Source organism: Chryseobacterium rhizosphaerae (assembly GCF_003385455.1).
GTDB lineage: Bacteria > Bacteroidota > Bacteroidia > Flavobacteriales > Weeksellaceae > Chryseobacterium > Chryseobacterium rhizosphaerae.
In genome coordinates, this window is sequence record NZ_QNUF01000046.1 from 1 (window position 1) to 20,415 (window position 20,415).

General features: G+C 36.7%; 23 protein-coding genes. 3 read left to right on the top strand and 20 right to left on the bottom strand.

All coding sequences use genetic code 11. The annotated features are described in order from the left end of the window. Positions 1-186, top strand: a 186-nt coding sequence (locus DRF57_RS22615) for an integrase core domain-containing protein (RefSeq protein ID WP_157969927.1), incomplete at its 5' end; no start/stop codon positions are given. A gap of 46 nt (positions 187-232) precedes the next feature. Here the strand turns inward: DRF57_RS22615 and DRF57_RS22620 are convergent. Then, positions 233-997 (bottom strand): enoyl-CoA hydratase/isomerase family protein, encoded by a 765-nt coding sequence (locus tag DRF57_RS22620; RefSeq protein ID WP_047496746.1) that lies wholly within the window; start codon positions 995-997, stop codon positions 233-235. A 281-nt stretch (positions 998-1,278) separates the two neighbouring features. On the opposite strand from DRF57_RS22620, the gene DRF57_RS22625 reads away from it, so the two are divergent. Beyond that, entirely contained in the window at positions 1,279-1,821 is a 543-nt protein-coding gene (locus DRF57_RS22625) for a phage tail protein (protein ID WP_115921003.1), read from the top strand. 37 nt (positions 1,822-1,858) lie between these two features. Beyond that, entirely contained in the window at positions 1,859-2,686 is an 828-nt protein-coding gene (locus DRF57_RS22630) for a T9SS type A sorting domain-containing protein (RefSeq protein ID WP_115921005.1), read from the top strand. A 79-nt stretch (positions 2,687-2,765) separates the two neighbouring features. Here DRF57_RS22630 and DRF57_RS22635 read toward each other — a convergent pair whose 3' ends face one another. The 19 genes from DRF57_RS22635 to DRF57_RS22725 form a co-directional block, all read right to left on the bottom strand. Then, the gene (locus DRF57_RS22635; protein WP_115921007.1) at positions 2,766-3,452 is read right to left on the bottom strand and encodes an SMUG2 DNA glycosylase family protein; all 687 of its coding nucleotides are present in this window, start codon (positions 3,450-3,452) and stop codon (positions 2,766-2,768) included. Positions 3,453-3,459: 7 nt separating this feature from the next. Beyond that, positions 3,460-4,236 (bottom strand): DUF4241 domain-containing protein, encoded by a 777-nt coding sequence (locus DRF57_RS22640; protein WP_084087804.1) that lies wholly within the window; start codon positions 4,234-4,236, stop codon positions 3,460-3,462. A 51-nt stretch (positions 4,237-4,287) separates the two neighbouring features. Further along, a complete protein-coding gene (locus tag DRF57_RS22645; RefSeq protein ID WP_047496754.1) occupies positions 4,288-4,821 on the bottom strand; it encodes an SMI1/KNR4 family protein in 534 nt (177 codons plus the stop codon). Positions 4,822-4,902: 81 nt separating this feature from the next. After that, a complete protein-coding gene (locus tag DRF57_RS22650) occupies positions 4,903-5,505 on the bottom strand; it encodes a transposase (RefSeq protein WP_115921009.1) in 603 nt (200 codons plus the stop codon). A gap of 136 nt (positions 5,506-5,641) precedes the next feature. Next, the gene (gene paaZ / locus DRF57_RS22655) at positions 5,642-8,137 is read right to left on the bottom strand and encodes a phenylacetic acid degradation bifunctional protein PaaZ (protein WP_084087801.1); all 2,496 of its coding nucleotides are present in this window, start codon (positions 8,135-8,137) and stop codon (positions 5,642-5,644) included. Positions 8,138-8,233: 96 nt separating this feature from the next. Further along, on the bottom strand, positions 8,234-9,061 hold the full coding sequence (locus DRF57_RS22660; RefSeq protein ID WP_115921011.1) for an alpha/beta hydrolase: 828 nt from the start codon (positions 9,059-9,061) through the stop codon (positions 8,234-8,236). Positions 9,062-9,080: 19 nt separating this feature from the next. Further along, a complete protein-coding gene (locus DRF57_RS22665) occupies positions 9,081-9,674 on the bottom strand; it encodes an acyltransferase (protein ID WP_047496769.1) in 594 nt (197 codons plus the stop codon). A gap of 178 nt (positions 9,675-9,852) precedes the next feature. Further along, positions 9,853-11,058: a 3-oxoadipyl-CoA thiolase gene (gene pcaF / locus DRF57_RS22670; RefSeq protein ID WP_115921013.1), complete on the bottom strand. Its 1,206-nt coding sequence runs from the start codon at positions 11,056-11,058 to the stop codon at positions 9,853-9,855. A 109-nt stretch (positions 11,059-11,167) separates the two neighbouring features. Further along, positions 11,168-11,581, bottom strand: a complete 414-nt coding sequence (locus DRF57_RS22675; protein ID WP_115921015.1) for a PaaI family thioesterase — start codon at positions 11,579-11,581, stop codon at positions 11,168-11,170. A 1-nt stretch (position 11,582) separates the two neighbouring features. Continuing rightward, the gene (locus DRF57_RS22680) at positions 11,583-11,894 is read right to left on the bottom strand and encodes a hypothetical protein (protein ID WP_047496778.1); all 312 of its coding nucleotides are present in this window, start codon (positions 11,892-11,894) and stop codon (positions 11,583-11,585) included. A 74-nt stretch (positions 11,895-11,968) separates the two neighbouring features. After that, positions 11,969-13,102 (bottom strand): 3-hydroxyacyl-CoA dehydrogenase NAD-binding domain-containing protein, encoded by a 1,134-nt coding sequence (locus DRF57_RS22685; RefSeq protein ID WP_115921017.1) that lies wholly within the window; start codon positions 13,100-13,102, stop codon positions 11,969-11,971. Positions 13,103-13,183: 81 nt separating this feature from the next. Further along, positions 13,184-13,984: an enoyl-CoA hydratase/isomerase family protein gene (locus tag DRF57_RS22690; protein WP_084087795.1), complete on the bottom strand. Its 801-nt coding sequence runs from the start codon at positions 13,982-13,984 to the stop codon at positions 13,184-13,186. A 194-nt stretch (positions 13,985-14,178) separates the two neighbouring features. Next, a complete protein-coding gene (gene paaD, locus DRF57_RS22695; protein WP_047496790.1) occupies positions 14,179-14,643 on the bottom strand; it encodes a 1,2-phenylacetyl-CoA epoxidase subunit PaaD in 465 nt (154 codons plus the stop codon). 30 nt (positions 14,644-14,673) lie between these two features. Next, the gene (paaC, locus tag DRF57_RS22700; RefSeq protein WP_047496794.1) at positions 14,674-15,423 is read right to left on the bottom strand and encodes a 1,2-phenylacetyl-CoA epoxidase subunit PaaC; all 750 of its coding nucleotides are present in this window, start codon (positions 15,421-15,423) and stop codon (positions 14,674-14,676) included. Positions 15,424-15,508: 85 nt separating this feature from the next. Next, the gene (gene paaB / locus DRF57_RS22705; protein ID WP_039364405.1) at positions 15,509-15,790 is read right to left on the bottom strand and encodes a 1,2-phenylacetyl-CoA epoxidase subunit PaaB; all 282 of its coding nucleotides are present in this window, start codon (positions 15,788-15,790) and stop codon (positions 15,509-15,511) included. An 87-nt stretch (positions 15,791-15,877) separates the two neighbouring features. Beyond that, positions 15,878-16,816, bottom strand: a complete 939-nt coding sequence (gene paaA, locus DRF57_RS22710; protein WP_084087794.1) for a 1,2-phenylacetyl-CoA epoxidase subunit PaaA — start codon at positions 16,814-16,816, stop codon at positions 15,878-15,880. A gap of 92 nt (positions 16,817-16,908) precedes the next feature. Continuing rightward, on the bottom strand, positions 16,909-17,994 hold the full coding sequence (locus tag DRF57_RS22715; protein ID WP_047496800.1) for a 2Fe-2S iron-sulfur cluster-binding protein: 1,086 nt from the start codon (positions 17,992-17,994) through the stop codon (positions 16,909-16,911). Next, positions 17,994-19,310, bottom strand: a complete 1,317-nt coding sequence (locus DRF57_RS22720; RefSeq protein WP_115921021.1) for a phenylacetate--CoA ligase family protein — start codon at positions 19,308-19,310, stop codon at positions 17,994-17,996. Before DRF57_RS22720 ends, DRF57_RS22715 begins: the two co-directional genes overlap by 1 nt. 347 nt (positions 19,311-19,657) lie before the next feature. Next, positions 19,658-20,266 (bottom strand): TetR/AcrR family transcriptional regulator, encoded by a 609-nt coding sequence (locus tag DRF57_RS22725; RefSeq protein WP_228406277.1) that lies wholly within the window; start codon positions 20,264-20,266, stop codon positions 19,658-19,660. Positions 20,267-20,415: the final 149 nt, after the last annotated feature.

The following is a 20,415-nucleotide window of genomic DNA, read 5'->3' on the forward strand; positions in this document are numbered from 1 at the left end:
AGAATTAATGGGATATTAAAGCAGGAGTTTCTTTTTTGTAAAACAAAAAATATGCACCACTTAAGTTCATTAATAAAAGAAAGTATTTGGCTTTATAATACGAAAAGACCACATCTAAGTCTTAATATGCAAACACCAGATACAGTCCATAAAAAATCCGAAGAAACAAATGCATCTCCGGATTAAATATTGTTTAATTTTATGTCAACCTATTTTAGGACGACTCATTTATTTATTTTGCTCTTAATCTTTCTTTAATGGCTTCAATATTTTTCTTTGCAGAATCTTCCAAAATAAGGCTTGCACTCATATGGATTCTTGCTGGCATCAATTCATTAAAATGATCTGTTCCTTCCCAGGAAACCTTTTTGATTAAAGCTAAGGCATCGCTGCTTCTTGAAGCTAATGTCTGTAAAAATTTCTCCAGTTTTTCGTCCATTTCCTGAATAGTATTGGAAACAGAATGGTAAACATTATGCTGTTCTGCCCAGTCAGCAGACCTGAAATCTGCATCAATTGCCATAGCAGAGAACTGTGACTTCCCTATTTTTCTTTCTACATAGGGGCCTATCACAAAAGGTCCTATTCCTAAATTAATTTCGGTGAGAGCCAATGCAGAATCTTTTGTGGCAAAACAATAATCTGCTCCGCATGCAATTCCTACTCCACCGCCTGTTGTTTTTCCCTGAACTCTTACCACAACAATTTTACCGCAGTTTCTCATTGCATTTAAAACTTTAGCAAACCCACCAAAAAATTGCGTAGAAGCTTCCAGTTCTTCAATAGCCAATAATTCATCAAAGCTTGCCCCCGCACAAAATGCTTTTTCTCCTTCACTCTTTACTAAAATAGCCTTTACCTCATCTTTTGCGGCTTCCTCTAAAATAGTTTGAGCCAGCTTTTCTAAAATAGCACCGGGAAGTGCGTTACTTTTTGGAGTTCCGAATGTAATTTCGGCAATATTGTTTTTAATTTCTGATGCTACGAATTCGTTCATTTTTACTTTTATTGGATTCTTACAAAAATACTAAATAGAAGGCTTTTAAAGAAAATTAAATGATAGAAATTCTGCATTAAATCCTCATTTTAAATTATAAAATTTCTCTATAACAACCAACCCAAATTACGTATAAATACGGACTGCGAAATTTGGTATTTTATACTCTAGTCTTGCCTTATCATTAGTTGTTCCTTTGGCTTAAGAAAATAAACAATCAAAGGCCGAATCCGAAAAGCCGGGAAGAGAGTAGGAAAATTTAAAACTGAAAAACTATTATTATGGAAGAATACATGGGAATTGTAAAACTATTTGCAGGAAGTTTTGTGCCTAGAGGCTGGATGCTTTGTGATGGCAGACTCCTGAGTATCGCCCAGAATTCCGCTCTGTTTTCTTTATTGGGAACAATATACGGCGGCGATGGGATTAGCACTTTTGCATTGCCTAACCTCATTGGGCGTATGGCTTTGGGAGCAGGAACACAAACCGGAAAATCATATCCGATAGGTATGGTGGCAGGAACGGATCAAAATACACTTCTCCAATCCAATTTACCAAGCTTTGGAGGCCTTCAGCTCAAGGTATCCAAATCAAACGCTACTACTTCTGTACCTAGTTCAGCATCTTCTTTTGCTGTCACAGGTACACAAAGCGGAAGAGACTTTACAGCGGTTCCCAGCTATATAAATGCAGCTCCGGACACAGTGATCAATACACAATCGATCTCTTATATAGGACAGAACCTTCCTGTAAACAATATGCCGCCTTTTTCGGCTTTAAACTACATTATCTGTGTTGCAGGAATTTACCCTCCAAGAGATTAATACTTTGACATTATAAACAAACTTAAAAAATTACATCATGAAAAGGACTATACTTTTTGCGATCTGCAGTCTTTTCATAGCGATTACTTCATTTGGACAGACGAGTACAGAACAGTTTGAAACAGAATCACATGGAAGCACCAGCTTCACTGATAACGGTGTGATTTTCAATATCATTTCCCACACTATGATTTTTGATATTCAGGCCAATTATCCGCAAACAGGATGGAATGGTACGGCCAATGACAATCGATATATTGACAATTCAGGAACAGGAAATCAGTCGGAAGCTGCATCATTCAGCATAAAAACAACATCCAATTTATTTAAAGCAAACAAATTTTGGGTATATGTTTCTGCTGCAAATTTAGACCTGACCGTTGCAGGAACATTAACTGTTACAGGGAAATTAAGTGGTGTAACAAAATTTACTCAGACTAAAAGTTCAGGTTTCACAACTTCTATTTCCCCAACAAACGGATATACGTTGATTGACCTTACGAACCTCAACGGGCAGAATTACAGCAATATTATTGTTGATGAGATTCAGCTGACTTTAGGAGGATCTTACCAATATATAGCCCTCGATGCTTTCACCTGGGTAAAAGATAGTGGTATTGTACTTGCTGCCAGCGAGGTCAAGTCCTCTAAAAAAGAAATCAGTATTTACCCTAATCCTACAAGTGGTCCTCTTTCCATTAAAACAGAGAAAGCCACAGATGCTCAGGTTTATGGTATGGACGGGAAACTGGTAAAAACACTCCCTATCACAAAAGGAATTAATAACATCGATATTTCAGAGCTTCCAAAAGGAACTTATATACTCAAAACATCCACAGAAAGCTCTAAAATTATTAAAAATTAATAGCTCAGACACAGTCATCCCCCGATAAAGATTCTAATACATGAATGACAATCCCTTGATCAATTGATTAAGGGATTTTTTACTTTTTCAGAGCCAGGACGTATTTGTCAATATACAGTTGTTTCTCTTTTGATTTATACTGTTGGATATACCTGGGATGTTCCAGGACAGTCATTCTATCAAACAGCTTTGCTTCTTTATTTAATGATGAAATAAAATCGGCATTCTTTTTTCCTAAGATAAAAACCTCTGAGGGATCGAGATTCAGACTCATATGCTTCTTCAGTGAGTCTATCATAAAGTCTTTTACTGCTTCAAACAGTTTTTTATCATCATAATAATTGGCATTAACCCACCCTTTTTTGGCCTTCCTTACGATAGCTAGCGGAAATGGAGAATTGATATACATCTCTTTATAGAATATATCTGCTCCGCCGTAGTCTTCAATCATATCATATATAAAAACTGAAGATACTTCATGAGTACGGGCCGATTCCATTTTTATTCCACATACAGCCTCCAGACGTTTGGTATCTGTAAATGGAACTCCTGTCACTCCTGCTCCGTAACGACTGGGATTAATCCCTATGATAAACTTTCTTTTGTGGGAGTCATTATAATATTTGTGATAAAACTTTTGCATAACCTCCATAGTTTCAGGATTATCAAGATACGGATTCAAAACTACAAACCCTTCCGGAAGTTCTCCGGAATAAGTAAGGTATTCATTGAATGCAATAACCTGCTCTGCAAAAGTTTTATTCATTGGAAAACTATTTTAAAAACACGAAATTATCTGGCTGCTCTGAAATTTCATCATCATCGTCCTCGTCCTCTTCTACTTCGGATAATTCCATTTCGATATCGATAAAGTGAATATAAAGACTGCAGATCTCTTCTTTAGCATCATACCCAAAGTAAACAGGATATACCCCATCTCCTAAACCACTTGCAAATATTGGAATCTGATATTCTGTATTGGGCACTTTCCAATTGATCCAATCTCCTAAATCTCTCTGATTTGTTGGATTTTCTCTGTAATTTTCAGCAAAAAGCTCTGCAAAATAATCATCATAAATATTCTCCACGTCAAGTTCTGAAATAAACTTATCCACGTAAGGTACGACCTGTGAATCCGTAATACATGCCAACCCCGCGTCTACTACAAAGCCAAAATAATCTTCTTCCTCAGAATCTCCAAGTTCCTCTTCTCCTATTAATGCCTCTCTGTATACAACAGCCTCTTCTTTTGTAAATTCTACTTTTACAGCAGCATAACGATCTCCCCAATCTTCTAGTTTTGCAACAGCAATCTTAACAGGAAAATTACCTTTGGGTACTTCAACAAAATAGGGTTTCTCCTTTGCATTTAAATAGACTAAAGGATCTCTTACAATTACTTTTCCGGAAGGCAGGGAAACATTTCCTATTTCCATCACTTCCATTTTCTGATCCATAATTTCATCAGCAGTGAAATAGGTTTCAATATCTACAGGAGATATAAGTCTATCTTTTACCTCTTCCCATTTTTGCATCCAGGCCTCATTCATAATTTTATATTTATAGTTTATATTAGGATTTAAAAGTACTTCTTTATTTCATCAATTGTCAAAATCATCTTCATCTTTCAGCCCTTTAATAAAGGTCTCAAAGTCTTTAGCAAGAAATGTTTTTCTGTAATCATCTTCCTGATCAACGTGTACAACTTCCGGTTCCCCCGTTTTTCCACACTTTGTATAATCGAGAAGAATCATATCATGTCCTGCCGAAGGGCAGTCTCCGATATAAACTCCATCATTAGGGTAGCCCCATTCTTCCATCATAAACCTACTTCCCAATTCTCCACATACAGAATAGGTCTTTTCTCTTCCAATTCCCATAATTCCGGTAAGGGCGATATGATCATCAGCCCAGGAATTAGGCTCTGTAGTGGGAAAACAACATCTGTCTACCATTCCTCCATTCTGAATTTTCATCAATTCGATATAAGAAGCAGGAAGTTTATAACCAAGTTCTTCTTCTACTGAAGCAATCATTTCGTCTTTTGGAAAATCTTCGATATAATCTCTTTGTGAATAAGTACTCTGATCCCAGAAACCTGTAAAGTCAAAGTCTTTGAAAAATTGTAATTCCATATTGTTTCAATAAATGATTTTGTAATATAAAGGTAAGGTATTATCCGTGTAAAGATTTAAAACTTTGACACGGATAAAAAACTAAAACTCTTCTTTAAGGTTAATTGTCCTTAGATGAGACAGTTTAAAATTTTCTACACCACCAAATAATTCAATAACCTCATCCCTTTTTAAAAGAGTGCGTGACTTACTCAAAATGGATCGATAAGAGGAAAAATTATATTTTGAAAACTGATGCACGATAGAGTGATTTTGCGGATTTTGATGAATATAAATTATCATATTAATTAAATATTTATCCGAAGTAATCAATTTTCTTTTAAATGGAGATTCAATAAGAGCACCATGTCTTTTGTATTCCTTATTAAAAGATTGGGAGTAAGAATTGAAAAGTCCGGCAAATTGTTTTGAGAAAATATTCTGAGGAGAATGAAGTCCTGTTTGAGTAGCCTTGACAAGGCTACTCAATTCAAGATCAGATTTAATCTTAACTAAAAGATGAAAATGATTAGGCATAAGGCAATATGCATATACATCACAGACGGGAGTAAGAAATTCAACTACTTTATTCAAAAAGAATGAATAATTTCGATCTGATTTAAAAATAAGTTCTCCGTTAATACCACGATTATAAATATGGTAAAAACAGTCTGCTTCAATTGAAGTAGTTCTGATATCTGCCATCTTTGTGTTTTTAATTTACTCTTAGAAAGATAAAAAAAACTTTTAAATTTAACCGTGTCAAGGTTTTGAACCTTGACACGGTTAAAAAAATCCCTTTAAGTAAAAACCTAAAGGGACTATAAATTTATATTTTGAATTAAATTAATCCAAACTGTTCAAAATGATGGGTAAAATGTTTTTTATGCATCAGTTCCCACATTTCCTTGTTCAGTTTTCCGAATACAAAGTTCATGTGCTCTGCCTGTGGATTTTCTTTATAATAAATTACAAATCGCTTCAGGTTATCAATGAATGACTGTTTTGCTGCATCCAGATTCTTGTGTATTGGTGCAGGAAGTGAGCCATCCTGTGGTAAAAATGGAGCAATAAATTCTTTTGGCATTGCTCTGTGATTGTAAAGAGAGTCCTGATATTTCTCAATATTCTCTTCCGGAGTATAGCATTTTTCGGCCTCCGGTTCTCCAAGGCTTACTAAGACTCCTTGTTCGAGATGTTCTATCATCTGTTGTGGAGACATTTTCCCCCATTGGGATGGAGTAGTTTCGGTTAAGCCATTTAATATTTTCTGAACATTTTTCACATTCAGGTCGATGAAAGGAGATTGTTTCGCTACTAATGTCAAAATTGTAGCAACACATACGATCTCATCTCTTTGGTTTACGACCTCAACCAGCCATTTAACAACACCCGAAGGAATGTTTCTGCCTTTTACTCCCCTGTTAATTTTTTCTTTTGCTGTTAAATATACGGTAATGGTATCACCGGCATATACAGGTTTAAAGAAGCTGCATTCTTCTAATCCGTAGTTGGCAATCACAGGACCTTTTTTACCGGATACAAACAATCCTGCAGCTGCTGAAAGGATAAAATATCCATGAGCAACAGTTTTATCAAAAATAGTTCCCGTTAAGCTTGTTGCATCCGTATGAGCATAGAAATGATCCCATGAAACGTTAGAGAAGTTAACGATATCTGCATCGGTAACGGTCCTTCCTGCTGTTTCTAAAGAATCACCAACCTCAACTTCCTCAAAATATTTCTGGAAAGGATGTTTGTCCGAGAATTTCTTCTCTGCACCTTGTTGATAAATCTTGGTAATTGCTTTCAATACATCCGGAGATCCCTGAATTGCTGTTTTCTGTAAGAAGAAATGAAGACCGCTCAGACCTCCCATTTCCTCACCTCCACCTGCTCTACCAGGTCCTCCGTGCATCAATGTAGGAAGTGGTGAACCGTGTCCTGTACTTTCTTTGGCATTATCCCTGTTCAGGACAAAGATTCTTCCGTGCTGAGAAGCCATTTTCCATGACGTTTCCGCAATAAAATTCTCATCATGAGAAATGATGGATCCCACTAAACTTCCTTTTCCTCTCTTTGCCAATGCAGCTGCTTCTTCAGCATCTTTGTATGGCATTAACGTAGATACCGGCCCGAAAGCTTCTACATCATGAGAGATATTTTTTTCGAAAGGCTTATCATTCAGGAATAGTTTAGGACTCATAAATGCACCTTTTTCATAATCTGCATCTACCAGTTCATGCTTTCCGTCATACACAAGCTCTGTTTCTGTTTTTAAAATATTTACTTTTCTTACTACCTCTTCGTATTGCTGTCTTCCTACCAAAGAACCCATTTTGGTTTCTCTGCTTAAAGGATTTCCTATTTTTGTCTGATCCAAAGCTTTAGACAAAGCACTCTGAACGTCACCCATCAAATGCTCAGGAACAATAATTCTTCTGATCGCCGTACATTTCTGTCCTGCTTTCGTTGTCATTTCATTACGGACTTCTTTGATAAATAAATCAAATTCAGGAGTTCCTGGTTTTGCTTCCAATCCAAGGATTGAACAGTTCAGAGAATCTGCCTCCATATTGAAACGCACTGCATTTCCGGCAATTGAAGGGAGGGATTTTAATTTTCGGCCTGTATGAGCTGAGCCTGTAAACAATACGGAATCGCCATCTTTAATATAATCCAGGATATTTCCCGGTTCCCCACATACCAGCTGAATGGCTCCTTCAGGCAGTACTCCGCTTTCAATCATATCCTGAAAAACAGCGTTTGTCAAATAAGAACCAAAAGGAGAAGGTTTTACAATAGAAGGAACTCCTGCCAATAATGACGTTGATAATTTCTCCAGCATTCCCCAAACAGGAAAGTTATAAGCATTGATCTGTACGGAAACTCCTTCACTTGGAGTCAGAATATGAGTTCCCAGGAAAGTTCCGTTTGCAGAAATTTTCTGTGTATCTCCGTCTACCCAAAATGGAGTATTGGGAAGCATTCTTTTTGCCAATCCCGAATAGGTAAAGAAAGTACCGAAACCTCCTTCAATATCTACCCATGAATCTACATGAGTAGCTCCTGTTTTATATGATAATTCGTAATATTTTTTCTTTCTCTCCAATAGATACAGTGCCACTTTTTTCAGCATTTCCCCACGATCATAGAAAGTCATGGAAGAAAGGTTTTTGTATCCTACTGTTCTTCCGTAATCAAGAGCCTGCTCAAAATTAAGTCCTTCTGTATCGGAAACAGCTACCTGTTCTCCTGTAACGGCGTTGTACAAAGGGACTCCGTTTCCGGATCCTTCTACCCATTCTCCGTAGATATAGTTTTTTAGTTTTTCCATATAGTTTTTTACTTTTTACTTAAATTATTTTTAACAAAGCTATCTAAACCTTATAGGTTTTTAAGACCTATAAGGTTTGAACCTGTAATCAATCTGTTACTTCGGTTCCTGGTACGGAAACATTTTCACCAATCCTTCATATAAACTTCGGTGAAGAATAGTTGCGTGATTATCTGTTTCCATCATTTTATATTCCAATGTCCAGTTTTTCTTTCCTGCTTTTTTCAAAACATCATAGAAAGCTTCAGCATCTTTTATCATCACCGGATGCTCTCCTTTTCCTACAGAAACATAAACGAACTTTTTAGTATCCGGAGATTTTGAAAGTAGTTGTGGAGCCTGTTTTAAAAGGCTTTCATCATCCCACCATAAACTTGGACTGATAATAAAATAATTGTTGAACATTTCCGGCTTTTTCAGAAGTATTTCTGTTGCCAGAAGCCCTCCCAAAGATTGACCAAACAAATATTTGTCCGTAGTTTTAAACTGACTTTCAACATAGGGCTTTAGTTCTTTTTCAAGGAAAGCAATAAACTTATCAGAATGTCCTGTCGTAGGATAATCTTTCTGTAAATCTTTTAAATCCGTATGAAAGGCAAAATCTCTTTTTCTGTCAATATTAGCAATTCCTATTACAATTGTTTCCGGCATGGAATACATTTGATTAAAGAACTGTACTAATCCTGAAACGTGGATAAAGTCTTCATTCATACTTCCATCCAGCAGATAGATCACCGGGTAGGATTTAGTTTTATCAAAACCTTGAGGCAGGTAGATATTTAAAGTTCTTTCTTCATTTAGAGTTTTAGACTTAATGGTCCTTACCTCTCCCACAGTAAGCGGTTTTACTGTTGCAGTCTGTGCTGATACCGTAAAGTTGGCAGCAAGCAGGATACTGCAGATAATAAAAGCTTTTTTAATCATATTTAATTTCGAATAGTTATTATTTTACATCATCCCAAATGCTGTAATCAACAATTTTTGTAGGGATTTGCTGTACATATTCTGTAAAAGGTTCACAAGGTAAAATGGCTTCTTTCCCCTCCCTTGCCAGTTCCTGATACAGTTTTGTTCCTTCTGTTTTCCAGTGGATCATTTCATCAGAAACATCACGGATGATCTTTGCGGGGCTTCCGACAATCAGTTTTCTGGGTTCACATCTGAAATTGGCAGGCACAAAAGCTAAAGCACCGACAATACTTTCGTCACCGATATAAGCTTTATCCATGATCACAGAATTCATCCCTATTAAACAATTCTTTCCGATATGTCCGGAATGAACAATAGCGCCATGGCCGATATGTGCAGATTCTTCTAAGATGGTTTCTATATTTGGGAAAACATGAAGGGTACAGTTTTCCTGTACATTAGCCCCATCTTTAATGATAATTTTCCCCCAGTCACCACGAATGACCGCATTAGGACCGATATATACTTCTTCACCGATTTCCACGTTCCCGATAATCACCGCCTGTGGATGGATATAAGCAGAAGCTTTTATAATGGGACGGATACCATGGTATGAGTAGATGTTCATATTTATTAATTTGAAAATTTGAAAATGGGATAATTTGAAAATGAATTAAATAATGTTTCTGTTTTTCGATGTTTGTCTTTTGACTATACTATCTAAAGTCCTACAAAGCAGCTACTCTTTCCGGAGTATTTTCCAATAAACATTTTCACATTCTCAGATTATCCCATTTTCAAATTGATTATACTTTTTCAATGATCATTGCATAGCCTTGTCCAACACCGATACAAAGGGTACACAATGCATATTTTTTATCTTGTTTGTGAAGTTCCATCGCTGCAGAACCAATAATTCTTGCTCCGGAAACTCCCAGTGGATGTCCAATAGCGATTGCTCCACCATTAGGGTTTATCCTTGCATCATCATCTTGTAATCCTAAACTTCTTGTCACCGCCAGGGCCTGTGCAGCAAATGCTTCATTCAGTTCAATGATATCTATATCCCCCAAAGAAAGATTCAGTCTTTTCAATAGTTTCTGAGTAGCTTCTACCGGTCCTATTCCCATAATTCTTGGTTCAACACCTGCTACAGAAGATCCCAATATTTTTGCTTTTGGTTTTAATCCATATTTTTTAACAGCTTCTTCGCTTGCTAAAATCAAAGCAGCGGCTCCGTCATTCATTCCTGAAGCGTTTCCTGCTGTTACTGTTCCTTCTTTTCTGAAAGCCGGACGAAGTTTTGCCAACCCTTCCATTGAAGAAGTAGGCTTAATGAATTCATCTTTTTCAAAAACGATTGGATCACCTTTTCTCTGAGGAATTTCAACTTTTACAATTTCTTCTGCCAGTCTACCGCTTTCCTGAGCTTTCGTAGCTTTCTGCTGAGACCAAAGAGCAAATTTATCCTGATCTTCTCTGTTGATCTGATGCATATCTGCTAAATTTTCTGCAGTTTCTCCCATTCCGTCAACCCCGTATAATTCTTTCATTTTAGGATTGATGAAACGCCATCCGAAAGTAGTATCAAACATCTGGCTATCTCTTCCGAAAGCCGCACTTGGCTTTGACATCACATAAGGAGAACGTGTCATATGTTCTACTCCTCCTGCAATATAGATTTCACCCTCTCCTGCTGCAATGGAACGGAATGCATTTGCTACAGCAGACATCCCTGAAGCACATAGCCTGTTAACGGTTTCCCCTCCAATTTTGTAAGGAAGACCTGCCAGTAAAAGTCCCATTCTTGCCACATTTCTGTTATCTTCTCCCGCCTGATTGGCGCATCCGAAAATAACGTCTTCAATTTCCTCCACAGGAACTTCAGGGTTTCTTGCTACGACTTCTTTAATAACAATAGCAGCCAGGTCATCGGCTCTTACTTCTGATAATCCTCCCTGCAGTTTTGAGATGGGAGTTCTGACATAGTCTATGATGTATACGTTGTTCATAATTTTAATTTGAAAATGAGTCAATTTGAGAATTTGAAAATTTCAGGTAAGTAAAATTAAAGGTGTTCAATAATTTTCAAATTACCTCATCTTCAAATTTTCAAATTCTTTATAATTCTGTTACTTTTTTCCCGATTTTGTAAACTGTTCCTACAAATTTTGCTATCAGCTCCTGATTTTGATTGGTAATCTGAATATCATAAACAGCTGTTTTTCTGGTATCGTTTACCAAGATACTTTCGGCTCTGAAAATGTCGCCTTCTTTTCCAGCTTTGGTAAAATTGATGATACAATTCAAAGCTACAGCAGCATCCCCCGTATTATTGGACGAAAATGCCAGCGCTGAATCAGCAAAAGCAAATGTAACCCCACCATGAACTGTTTTAAGCCCATTGATCATATCTTTCTTAATGGGCATTTCTATTAAACAATAATTTTCTTTTACCTCAATCATTTTGATATTCATCCACTGGGAAAAATAATCCTGATTGAACATATAATCTGCTATCTGTCTTGGATTCATTTTACTGTACGTTTGTTATTTCTTCATATAATTCGTCAGATAATCTATCGTAAACACTCATCGTTCTACCAAGAATTATTTGCTCATATGAGAGATTTGATGAATCTGATGAATTTTCATTTTGATAAGAAGCATTTAAATCAATTCCGTTTTCATTGGCCAATCTTTTGATCAGCTCTTTATATTTCTCATTAAACTTCCCCAATAATTCCAGCCTTTCCTGATCTTCAATAGAAGAAGCTTCCTGGATCAAATAGTCTTTCTCGATTGAAAGCCTCACTTCCAATTCGGCTCTGAATTCATCTATATTCATTAATTCATTACTATCATAATTGAACAAAGTATCGGTTGTCCCTTTAGATACAACCGATACTTTGCCGTATTTCTTTATATTTTACGAAGCAAAGGACTCTGTCTGTACCTTTCTTCCTGGTATTCTTCGTAAAGGTTCTGTAGGATTTCTGAAACTTTTGCATATCCAATTTCTTTCCCCCAGCTTAACAGTCCTTTCGGATAATTAACTCCTTTCTGCATAGCTAATTCAAGATCATCATCATTGGCAACACCCAATCTTTTTGCTTCAACAGCCTCATTGATCAGCATTGAAATAATTCTTAAGAAGATATGCTCATACAATGCCTCATCTTTCTGTGCAACTGGTTTTTGCGCCCCCTCAGTATAATCATAGAACCCTTTTCCAGTTTTTCGGCCATGGAGTTTGGCTTCAGACATTCTTTGCTGAAGTAAAGAAGGCTTATATTTCGGATCATAGAAATAATCTTTGTAAACCGTTGTCGTTACTGAAAAATTAACATCAACACCGATAAGATCCATGAGTTCAAAAGGTCCCATTTTGAAGTTACCCAATGTTTTCATTGCCTCATCTACCTGTTCCGGTGTGGCTATATTTTCTTCAACGATTCTTAACCCTTCCCCATAATAGGGACGGGCAATTCTGTTCACAATGAACCCCGGAATATCTTTAGCAATAACAGGTGTTTTGCCCCACTCTTTCATGAGGTTATATATTTTTTCCGCTAATGTTTGTTCTGTTAATAGAGAAGGGATAACTTCCACTAAAGGCATCAAGGGAGCCGGATTGAAAAAGTGAATTCCGATGAAACGCTCCGGTTTCTTGAGCTCTGCCCCAAGGGAAGTGATGGAAATAGATGAAGTATTGGAACCGATGATACAGTCTTCTGAAACATAGTTTTCAAGCTCTGTAAAAACCTTGGTTTTAATCTCTTTGTTTTCAATAATTGCTTCAATAACCAGGTTTGAATCTTTTAAATCCTGAAGCACTTCACCTTTTACGATATTGTTTCTGATTTCAGAGGCTTTTTCCTGAGAAATTTTACCTTTTTCAACCAGTTTTTGAAGTGTCTTTTCTAAGCCTGAAAGAGCTTTATCTATTTGTGGAGCATTAGCGTCGAATAAAACAACTTTGCATCCTGCTGTGGCAGCTACCTGAGCTATTCCTACGCCCATGGTTCCTGCCCCAATAATTCCAATATTTTTCATTTTCGTACAATGTAAAATGTACAATGTAAAAAGTATTTAACCGTACGTTGTACATTTTACTTTCTACATTGTACATATTCTTTATTTTCCTTTATAATTAGGTTTTCTTTTCTGTAAAAAGGCATTTACTCCTTCAATGAAGTCTTCTGTTTCTGCAGCTTCCTGCTGTAAATCTCCTTCTAACTCCAATTGTTCTTTCAAAGTATTATTGTAAGACTGTGCAAAAGCTTTTTTAGTCAGCTTAAGTGCTGCTGTTGGCATATTTGACATTTTTTCAAGAATTTCCATGGATTTTGGAGCAAATTCTTCTTCATTGAAAACCTCAGCAACAAGACCGTACGATTTAGATTCTTCAGCAGATAGTTTTTTACCTGTGAATGCTAAATAGTTAGCCAATTGTCTACCTAAAAGTTTCGGTAAGAAATAAGTTCCTCCTGTATCAGGAATCAATCCGATATTGGAGAATGCCTGAGCAAAATATGATTTATCTACAGCCAACACAAAGTCACAAATTAGGGCCAGCATTGCTCCGGCTCCTACTGCAGGACCATTTACCAATGCTACCACCGGTTTCTTACAATGTGTAATTTCTGTAACCAAAGGATTATAGTAATCTACTACAATTTTTCTGATGATGTCGTTATCATGGTGTTCATTACCTTGTACAAAGGCATCATCTAAATTTTGACCTGAGCAGAACGCTCTTCCTCTACCTGAGATCGCTACACATCTTACAGTATGATCTTCATTACATTCTTTAATGAAATCTTTCAAATCCGATAAAGAAGGTTTTGTAAGGGCATTCATTGTTTCAGGTTGATTAAGATAGGCGATTTTAAGCTTCCCGTCAAAATGCGTTTCAATATCAAGTTGTGTATACATAGTTTTTTTATTTATTATTTAATAATGCTCTAATTTAACAATATAAATTAATCTAACAATCTAGTATAACGTAACAATCTAACAGTTTAACAATGCAACAAATAAAATAGTTCTGATAAAACTGATCACACCTTATAAACTACGATGCACAAAGCATTTTTATGAGTAGATTGATTGCTAAATTGATTCATTAATTAATGACATTTAAAATAATCAAAAGGTTCCAGACAGTCTAAACACTGGTAAGAAGCCTTACACAGAGTAGACCCGAATCTGCTGATCTGTTTGGTATGCTCGGAGCCACAACGCGGACATTTTTTAGGCTTTCCGATATGATGTTCATCTGCTCCTTTTTCAGGAGGTGTGATTCCGTAAACACGGAGTTTTTCTCTCGCTTCATCTGTTATCCAGTCTGTTGTCCATATTGGAAACATTTTGGTAACCACCTTCGCATCCCAGCCGTTTTCCTTCATCATTTTAATGATATCCTCTTCGATGGTAAACATTGCAGGGCAAGCAGAATAAGTTGGTGTGATGGTCACTTCACAAGTATTTTCACCTGTGATGCTGGCCTCCCTCACAATTCCTAATTCCACAATATCAATGACCGGAATTTCCGGATCGGGGATTGTTTTTAATAAGTTTAATAAATCGTTCATTATTAATTTTGAGAATTACCTCATTGTTTTCTACCACGTACATCCCGGATACGCGCGCTGCATATACTGAAGCTCACAAAGAATATATCCGAAATATTCCGTATGATATCCTGTTCTTGATTTTGGCTGCATGAAAGGATTCGTAGGATATTCTAAACCATATTCTGCAAAATCTTTTTGTGTAATGGAAAGAAATTCATCATAAAGTACATCAACATTGGGAACAATATTTAAAATAACTAAATCATCCTCTCCTTCTACTTTTGCAAATAATCCTTTTGAATATTCCCAGATATTTCCAATCGCTTTTTCTAAACGGGTTTTACTTTCTTCGGTTCCCTGAGCAAAAATTTTCATCCATGAAGCAGCGTGGGTATAGTGATACCTTACTTCTTTCAAAGATTTCTGAGCAATTGCAGAAAGCTCTTCATCTGCAGAATGAGACAGAGCCTCATACATCAGTTTTTGATATACGGCGAACACGTAAACTTTAAGAATGGTCTGAGCATAATCTTCATTAGGAAGTTCAGTCCAGTGGGCATTTAGATATTCATGCTCATATCTTAAGAATGCCAGATCATCTTCACTTTTACCGTTATCAATCACTCTTGAAGCGTAAACATAAAAGTTATTGGCCTGACCTAGTTCATCCAATGCAATATTTGTCAATGCAATATCTTCCTCTAAATAAGGACCTTCACCACACCATGCAGACAACCTCTGCCCCATGATGAAACTGTCGTCTGCCAGTTTTAATAAATAATTATATAATGGGTTCATTTTGTTTTAGATTTAAAGACAAAGAGACCGGAGACAGAGAGATTTTAAAGTCTCTTATCTCATATCTGCTAATCTCGTGTCTTAATTACATATTCTTTACATCATTAGGAATGTCATAAAAAGTCGGATGGCGGTATAATTTGTCGTCAGCCGGATCGAAGAAAGCTTCCTTATCTACCCCTTCAGAAGTGACAATATATTTGCTTGGAACTACCCAAACAGAAGTTCCTTCTTTTCTTCTTGTATAAACGTCTCTTGCATTCTGCAAAGCCATTTCTGCTGTTGGTGCCTGTACTATTCCAACGTGTTTGTGAGATAATCCCGGTTTAGTCTGAATAAACACTTCCCACATATCTAAATTTGCCATAGTCAAATAAAAAATTTGAAAATTTGAAAATTCGTTAATGCGTTAATTAATTTTTCAATTAGCACATCTTCAAATTCTCTCATTATATTATAATATTTTGTTTTCCTGTTTTTCTGCAAAAGCTGCCGCTGCTTCTTTTACCCAAAGGTTTTCCTGCTGAGCTTTTACTTTGGTATCCAGCCTCTTTCTGTTGCAAGGCCCATTTCCTTTTAAGATTTCCATGAATTCACCCCAGGGAAGCTCTCCGAAATCGTAATGTTGTCTTTCCTCATTCCATTTCAGATCTTTATCAGGAATAGTTAATCCTAAGAATTCAGCCTGAGAAACGGTAACATCAATAAATCTCTGACGAAGGTTGTCGTTACTTTCTCTCTTTACTCTGTAGTTCATGGAGATTTTAGAGTTGGGTGAGCTGTCATCATTCGGTCCAAACATCATTAAAGCCGGCCACCAGAAACGGTTTAGCGAAGCCTGAGCCATTTCTTTCTGTTGTTTGGTACCACGACAAAGCGCCATCAGGATCTCATATCCTTGTCTTTGGTGGAAAGATTCTTCTTTACAGATTTTCACCATCGCTCTTGAATAGGGACCATAAGAATTTCCCATCAGCATCACCTGATTCATAATGGCTGCACCATCTACCAACCAGCCGATGGCACCGATATCTGCCCAGCTCAACGTCGGATAATTAAAAATACTTGAGTATTTCGCTTTCCCTTCCAACATATCTTCGTAAGTAGCATCTCTATCCGCTCGGATTGTTCCGTTTCCTAATGTTTCAGTGGCAGAATACAGGTATAAACCGTGCCCTGCTTCATCCTGAACTTTAGCCAAAAGAGCCATTTTCCTTCTTAATGAAGGGGCTCTGGAAATCCAGTTGGCTTCCGGCAACATTCCAACAATCTCAGAATGGGCATGCTGTGAAATCTGACGAACCAATAATTTTCTGTAATCATCAGGCATTACGTCTTTTGGTTCTACTTTATTTTCGTCGTGAACGTATTGAACAAATTTTTCTAAGTCCATATCTTTTGTTTTTTGTACTAAAGTAAAATGTCAGCTGTACAATGTATTTTCGATCTACTTTTTACATTATACATTTTACACTTTACAAAAAATTAAACATCATAATTAAGCATCACCACATTCGTTGTCGGGTGACATTGACAGGTAAGAACGTAACCTCGGGCTACTTCATCTTCGGTAAGCGCGTAGTTTTTCTCCATGAAAACTTCTCCTTCTAAGACTTCCGCCTTACACGTACAACAAACTCCTCCTTTGCAAGCAAAAGGTACTGGAAGATTGTCTTTCAATGCTTTATCTAAGATACTCTCTTTTTTAGAATTTAAGTGGAACGAATATTCATCATCATCGATAATGACCGTTACCATACTTTCAATATTGGCAATAGCCTTAAATTCGTCACTCATCTCCTCCGTATTTTCTTCGTCAGGAGCCGTGAAGTATTCAAATAAAACCTGGATAGCAGGTACTTTTTTATCTTTTTTAAGGTAATCCGCAATCCCTTTGATCATTTCTGAGGGTCCACAAATAAAATAAGTGGATTCTTTTACATCAATATCGGTGTATCTCTCAAATAACTGATCTAGTTTTTCGGCAGAAATTCGTCCTTCAAAAACGGGATCTTCATGCTTCTCACGGCTTACCAGGTAAACGACCTTAAGTCTTCCGTTAAAATGTTCAACTAATTTATCTATTTCCCCTTTTCTCAAAACATGATTCATGCTTCTGTTACTGTAAAACAAATAGGCATTACTGTTAGGTTCCTGATAAAGGCTTTCTTTAATATTGGATAAAACAGGAGTAATCCCACTTCCCGCTGCAAGACCTACATAGGTTTTCACATTGGTAGGATGATAAGAAGTATTAAAACCACCCATCGGAGGCATTACTTCCAGCATTTCATCCATATGAAGATGTTCGTTGAAATATCCTGATACCTTTCCGCCTTCTAATAATTTCACCAAAACTTCCAGCGTATTGCTTTTTTCACTTGGAGCATTACAGATAGAGTAAGAACGTCTTTCTTCGTTTCCGTTGATCACCATTCGGAAATTAAGGTACTGTCCCTGTTTGAATCTGAACTTGTCTTTCAGTTCTTCAGGAATTTCCACAGCCACATTGACGGCTTCCGGAGTATCTTTCTGAACTCTAACTGTTTTAAGTTTATAAAATGAATTCATTATTTTTTTAGTATTCTATTAATTTTTCCACCTTCGCACTTCGGCAAACTGTCCTGGGCATGAACTTTTACTTTTGTAGTAATCCCTACCCGTTTTTTTATTTCGCTTTCTATATTTCTTCCAAAGGTCCCGACAAATTTAAAATATTCATCGGTATTTGTTTCTAATCTTTGATCTTTTACAAAGTCATCATCAATTTCTATATCAATATCCAGTGCTACGCACATATGTTCCTTTTCAATAGGGGTCAGATAATAATTGGGAACAACTCCTTTTACATATGAAAATGCATCTTCAATCTGGCTTGGATAAACATTTACCCCTCTTACAATCAGCACATCATCTGCCCTGCCAACAATTGGTTTCATTTTCACCATTGTTCTTTTGGCATTTTCATCATAGTAAAGACTTGTAATATCATTGGTCCAGTAGCGTAAAAGAGGCATTGCTTTTTTCGTTAACGTTGTAATCACCAATACTCCTTCTTCACCGAATGGAACCGGTTGTTTGGTCACCGGATCTAAAATTTCAGGATAAAAATGATCTTCCCAAATATAAGAACCTCCTTTTTCCTCAAAATCTTCCATTGAAACTCCGGGACCTATAATTTCACTTAACCCATAAATATTCGTGGCATGAACTCCTAACCTCTCTTCAATATGTCCTCTGATAATTTCTGTCCAGGGCTCTGAACCCAACACCGCATATTGAAGACTGATTTCCTCGGCTGATATTCCCCTGTTGGCAAATTCATCAGCAATAGTGAGTGCATAAGATGGTGAGCAACAGATTACTTCCGGTTTAAAATCCATAATCAGATCTACCTGTCTGGCTGTCATTCCTCCTGAAATGGGAAGAACACTCATTCTCAGTTTCTCAGCCCCATAATGGAGGCCAAGCCCTCCTGTGAAAATCCCATACCCATATGCATTATGCAACTGCATCCCTGGTCTGGCACCTGCAGCATACAGAGATCTTGCTACGACCTCACTGAAAAGATCTACATCTTCTTTGGTATACCCCACAACAGTAGGTTTTCCTGTAGTTCCGCTTGAACAGTGGATTCTCTGCAGTTCATTTTTAGGAACCGTAAACAATCCAAACGGATAATGATCTCTCAAGTCCTGTTTGTACGTAATAGGAAGTTTCGTGATATCTTCTATTGTCCTTATATCCTGCGGAGATATTTTTAATTCATCGAATTTTCTTTTATAAAATTCTGACTTCTCCTCAAGATAACCCATTAACCCTGTTAACCGGTCGGATTGAAGCTGTCTCAACTGACCCAGCTCCAGATATTCAACTGAAAAACCCATAAAACTAACTAACATTTGTTAGGTGTAAATTTAAAAAGATTTTGCCAGCTGACAAAATTTTTATGATTTTTATCATATTTTGAATGATTCTAAATAACAACACACGAATGATTCCCTTTATTTAGACCAAAAAATTACAGAAGTTTTGAATATTAAAGCTTTATCAAGACAAAATAGGACTATTGAGAAGAACACTTAAGCTTAAAAAAAATAAGGATCAGTAAAATAAATATTGCTATTCAGAGCGAAACGAGTAGAAAGACGGAATTTATCGCCTATTTTTTTCCAGCTCTAAACTCCTGTAGAGTTACAAAGATCCGTTGATCAAATATGTAAATAAAGGACAACTATTGTTTCTGGTTACCTAATAGCCCAAAAAGTATCTTCTCTCTGATTTCATCTATAATTGCATCGGTAGAATCGCTGTTTCTTTTGAACCAGAAATAAGAATTGTTGAGGGTATGAAGAATAAATCTCGTAGTAAAAGACGGAGATTTCAGCTCCCAGTTTTCAGCCTGGTAAATTTCAGAAATAAGTTCCTCCACTTCCTGTTGATAGCTTCTTCTCAATTCCACAAACTCAGGAAGTCTTTCTTCAAGATGTCTCCATTCGTTGGAATAAATATGGGTCACATCACGGTTCTCCAGGACCACCGACAAATGTTTATCCAGAAATAGGTTAAGCTTTTCTTTAGGAGGAATATTTGTATTTTTTACTTCCTGAAGCTCATCGAAAAATTCTTGAGCAATGCCAAAGCAAATCCATTCCAAAATTTCTTCCTTTGAACGGATATGTGCATACAGTGATGCGGCCTTAATATTGAGTTTTGTAGCCAGATCTCTTACTGAACTGCCCATATATCCTTTCTCTTTGAAAAGTTCTACAGCTACGTTTAATATTCTTCTTTGTTTTTCTTTAAGCTCCATCTGGTAAAATGCAAAAGTAGTTATTCTCAAAATAATACGCCGGAATTTAACACAGACATCGGATAAATAAGTAGATTTCCCCATCGATCTTTAAAGATATTCCACTCCCGGTATGACGTATTGTTCACCATTCCAAAGAAAAATATGAAGAATCGGAAATTTTGTCAAGTTAATTTTAC

Excerpts from the sequence above, each read along its gene's own strand:
- DRF57_RS22620 (WP_047496746.1), bottom strand. The coding sequence starts at position 997 with ATGAACGAATTCGTAGCATCAGAAATTAAAAACAATATTGCCGAAATT.
- DRF57_RS22625 (WP_115921003.1), top strand. The coding sequence starts at position 1,279 with ATGGAAGAATACATGGGAATTGTAAAACTATTTGCAGGAAGTTTTGTG.
- DRF57_RS22630 (WP_115921005.1), top strand. The coding sequence starts at position 1,859 with ATGAAAAGGACTATACTTTTTGCGATCTGCAGTCTTTTCATAGCGATT.
- DRF57_RS22635 (WP_115921007.1), bottom strand. The coding sequence starts at position 3,452 with ATGAATAAAACTTTTGCAGAGCAGGTTATTGCATTCAATGAATACCTT.
- DRF57_RS22640 (WP_084087804.1), bottom strand. The coding sequence starts at position 4,236 with ATGAATGAGGCCTGGATGCAAAAATGGGAAGAGGTAAAAGATAGACTT.
- DRF57_RS22645 (WP_047496754.1), bottom strand. The coding sequence starts at position 4,821 with ATGGAATTACAATTTTTCAAAGACTTTGACTTTACAGGTTTCTGGGAT.
- DRF57_RS22650 (WP_115921009.1), bottom strand. The coding sequence starts at position 5,505 with ATGGCAGATATCAGAACTACTTCAATTGAAGCAGACTGTTTTTACCAT.
- paaZ (WP_084087801.1), bottom strand. The coding sequence starts at position 8,137 with ATGGAAAAACTAAAAAACTATATCTACGGAGAATGGGTAGAAGGATCC.
- DRF57_RS22660 (WP_115921011.1), bottom strand. The coding sequence starts at position 9,061 with ATGATTAAAAAAGCTTTTATTATCTGCAGTATCCTGCTTGCTGCCAAC.
- DRF57_RS22665 (WP_047496769.1), bottom strand. The coding sequence starts at position 9,674 with ATGAACATCTACTCATACCATGGTATCCGTCCCATTATAAAAGCTTCT.
- pcaF (WP_115921013.1), bottom strand. The coding sequence starts at position 11,058 with ATGAACAACGTATACATCATAGACTATGTCAGAACTCCCATCTCAAAA.
- DRF57_RS22675 (WP_115921015.1), bottom strand. The coding sequence starts at position 11,581 with ATGAATCCAAGACAGATAGCAGATTATATGTTCAATCAGGATTATTTT.
- DRF57_RS22680 (WP_047496778.1), bottom strand. The coding sequence starts at position 11,894 with ATGAATATAGATGAATTCAGAGCCGAATTGGAAGTGAGGCTTTCAATC.
- DRF57_RS22685 (WP_115921017.1), bottom strand. The coding sequence starts at position 13,102 with ATGAAAAATATTGGAATTATTGGGGCAGGAACCATGGGCGTAGGAATA.
- DRF57_RS22690 (WP_084087795.1), bottom strand. The coding sequence starts at position 13,984 with ATGTATACACAACTTGATATTGAAACGCATTTTGACGGGAAGCTTAAA.
- paaD (WP_047496790.1), bottom strand. The coding sequence starts at position 14,643 with ATGAACGATTTATTAAACTTATTAAAAACAATCCCCGATCCGGAAATT.
- paaC (WP_047496794.1), bottom strand. The coding sequence starts at position 15,423 with ATGAACCCATTATATAATTATTTATTAAAACTGGCAGACGACAGTTTC.
- paaB (WP_039364405.1), bottom strand. The coding sequence starts at position 15,790 with ATGGCAAATTTAGATATGTGGGAAGTGTTTATTCAGACTAAACCGGGA.
- paaA (WP_084087794.1), bottom strand. The coding sequence starts at position 16,816 with ATGGACTTAGAAAAATTTGTTCAATACGTTCACGACGAAAATAAAGTA.
- DRF57_RS22715 (WP_047496800.1), bottom strand. The coding sequence starts at position 17,994 with ATGAATTCATTTTATAAACTTAAAACAGTTAGAGTTCAGAAAGATACT.
- DRF57_RS22720 (WP_115921021.1), bottom strand. The coding sequence starts at position 19,310 with ATGGGTTTTTCAGTTGAATATCTGGAGCTGGGTCAGTTGAGACAGCTT.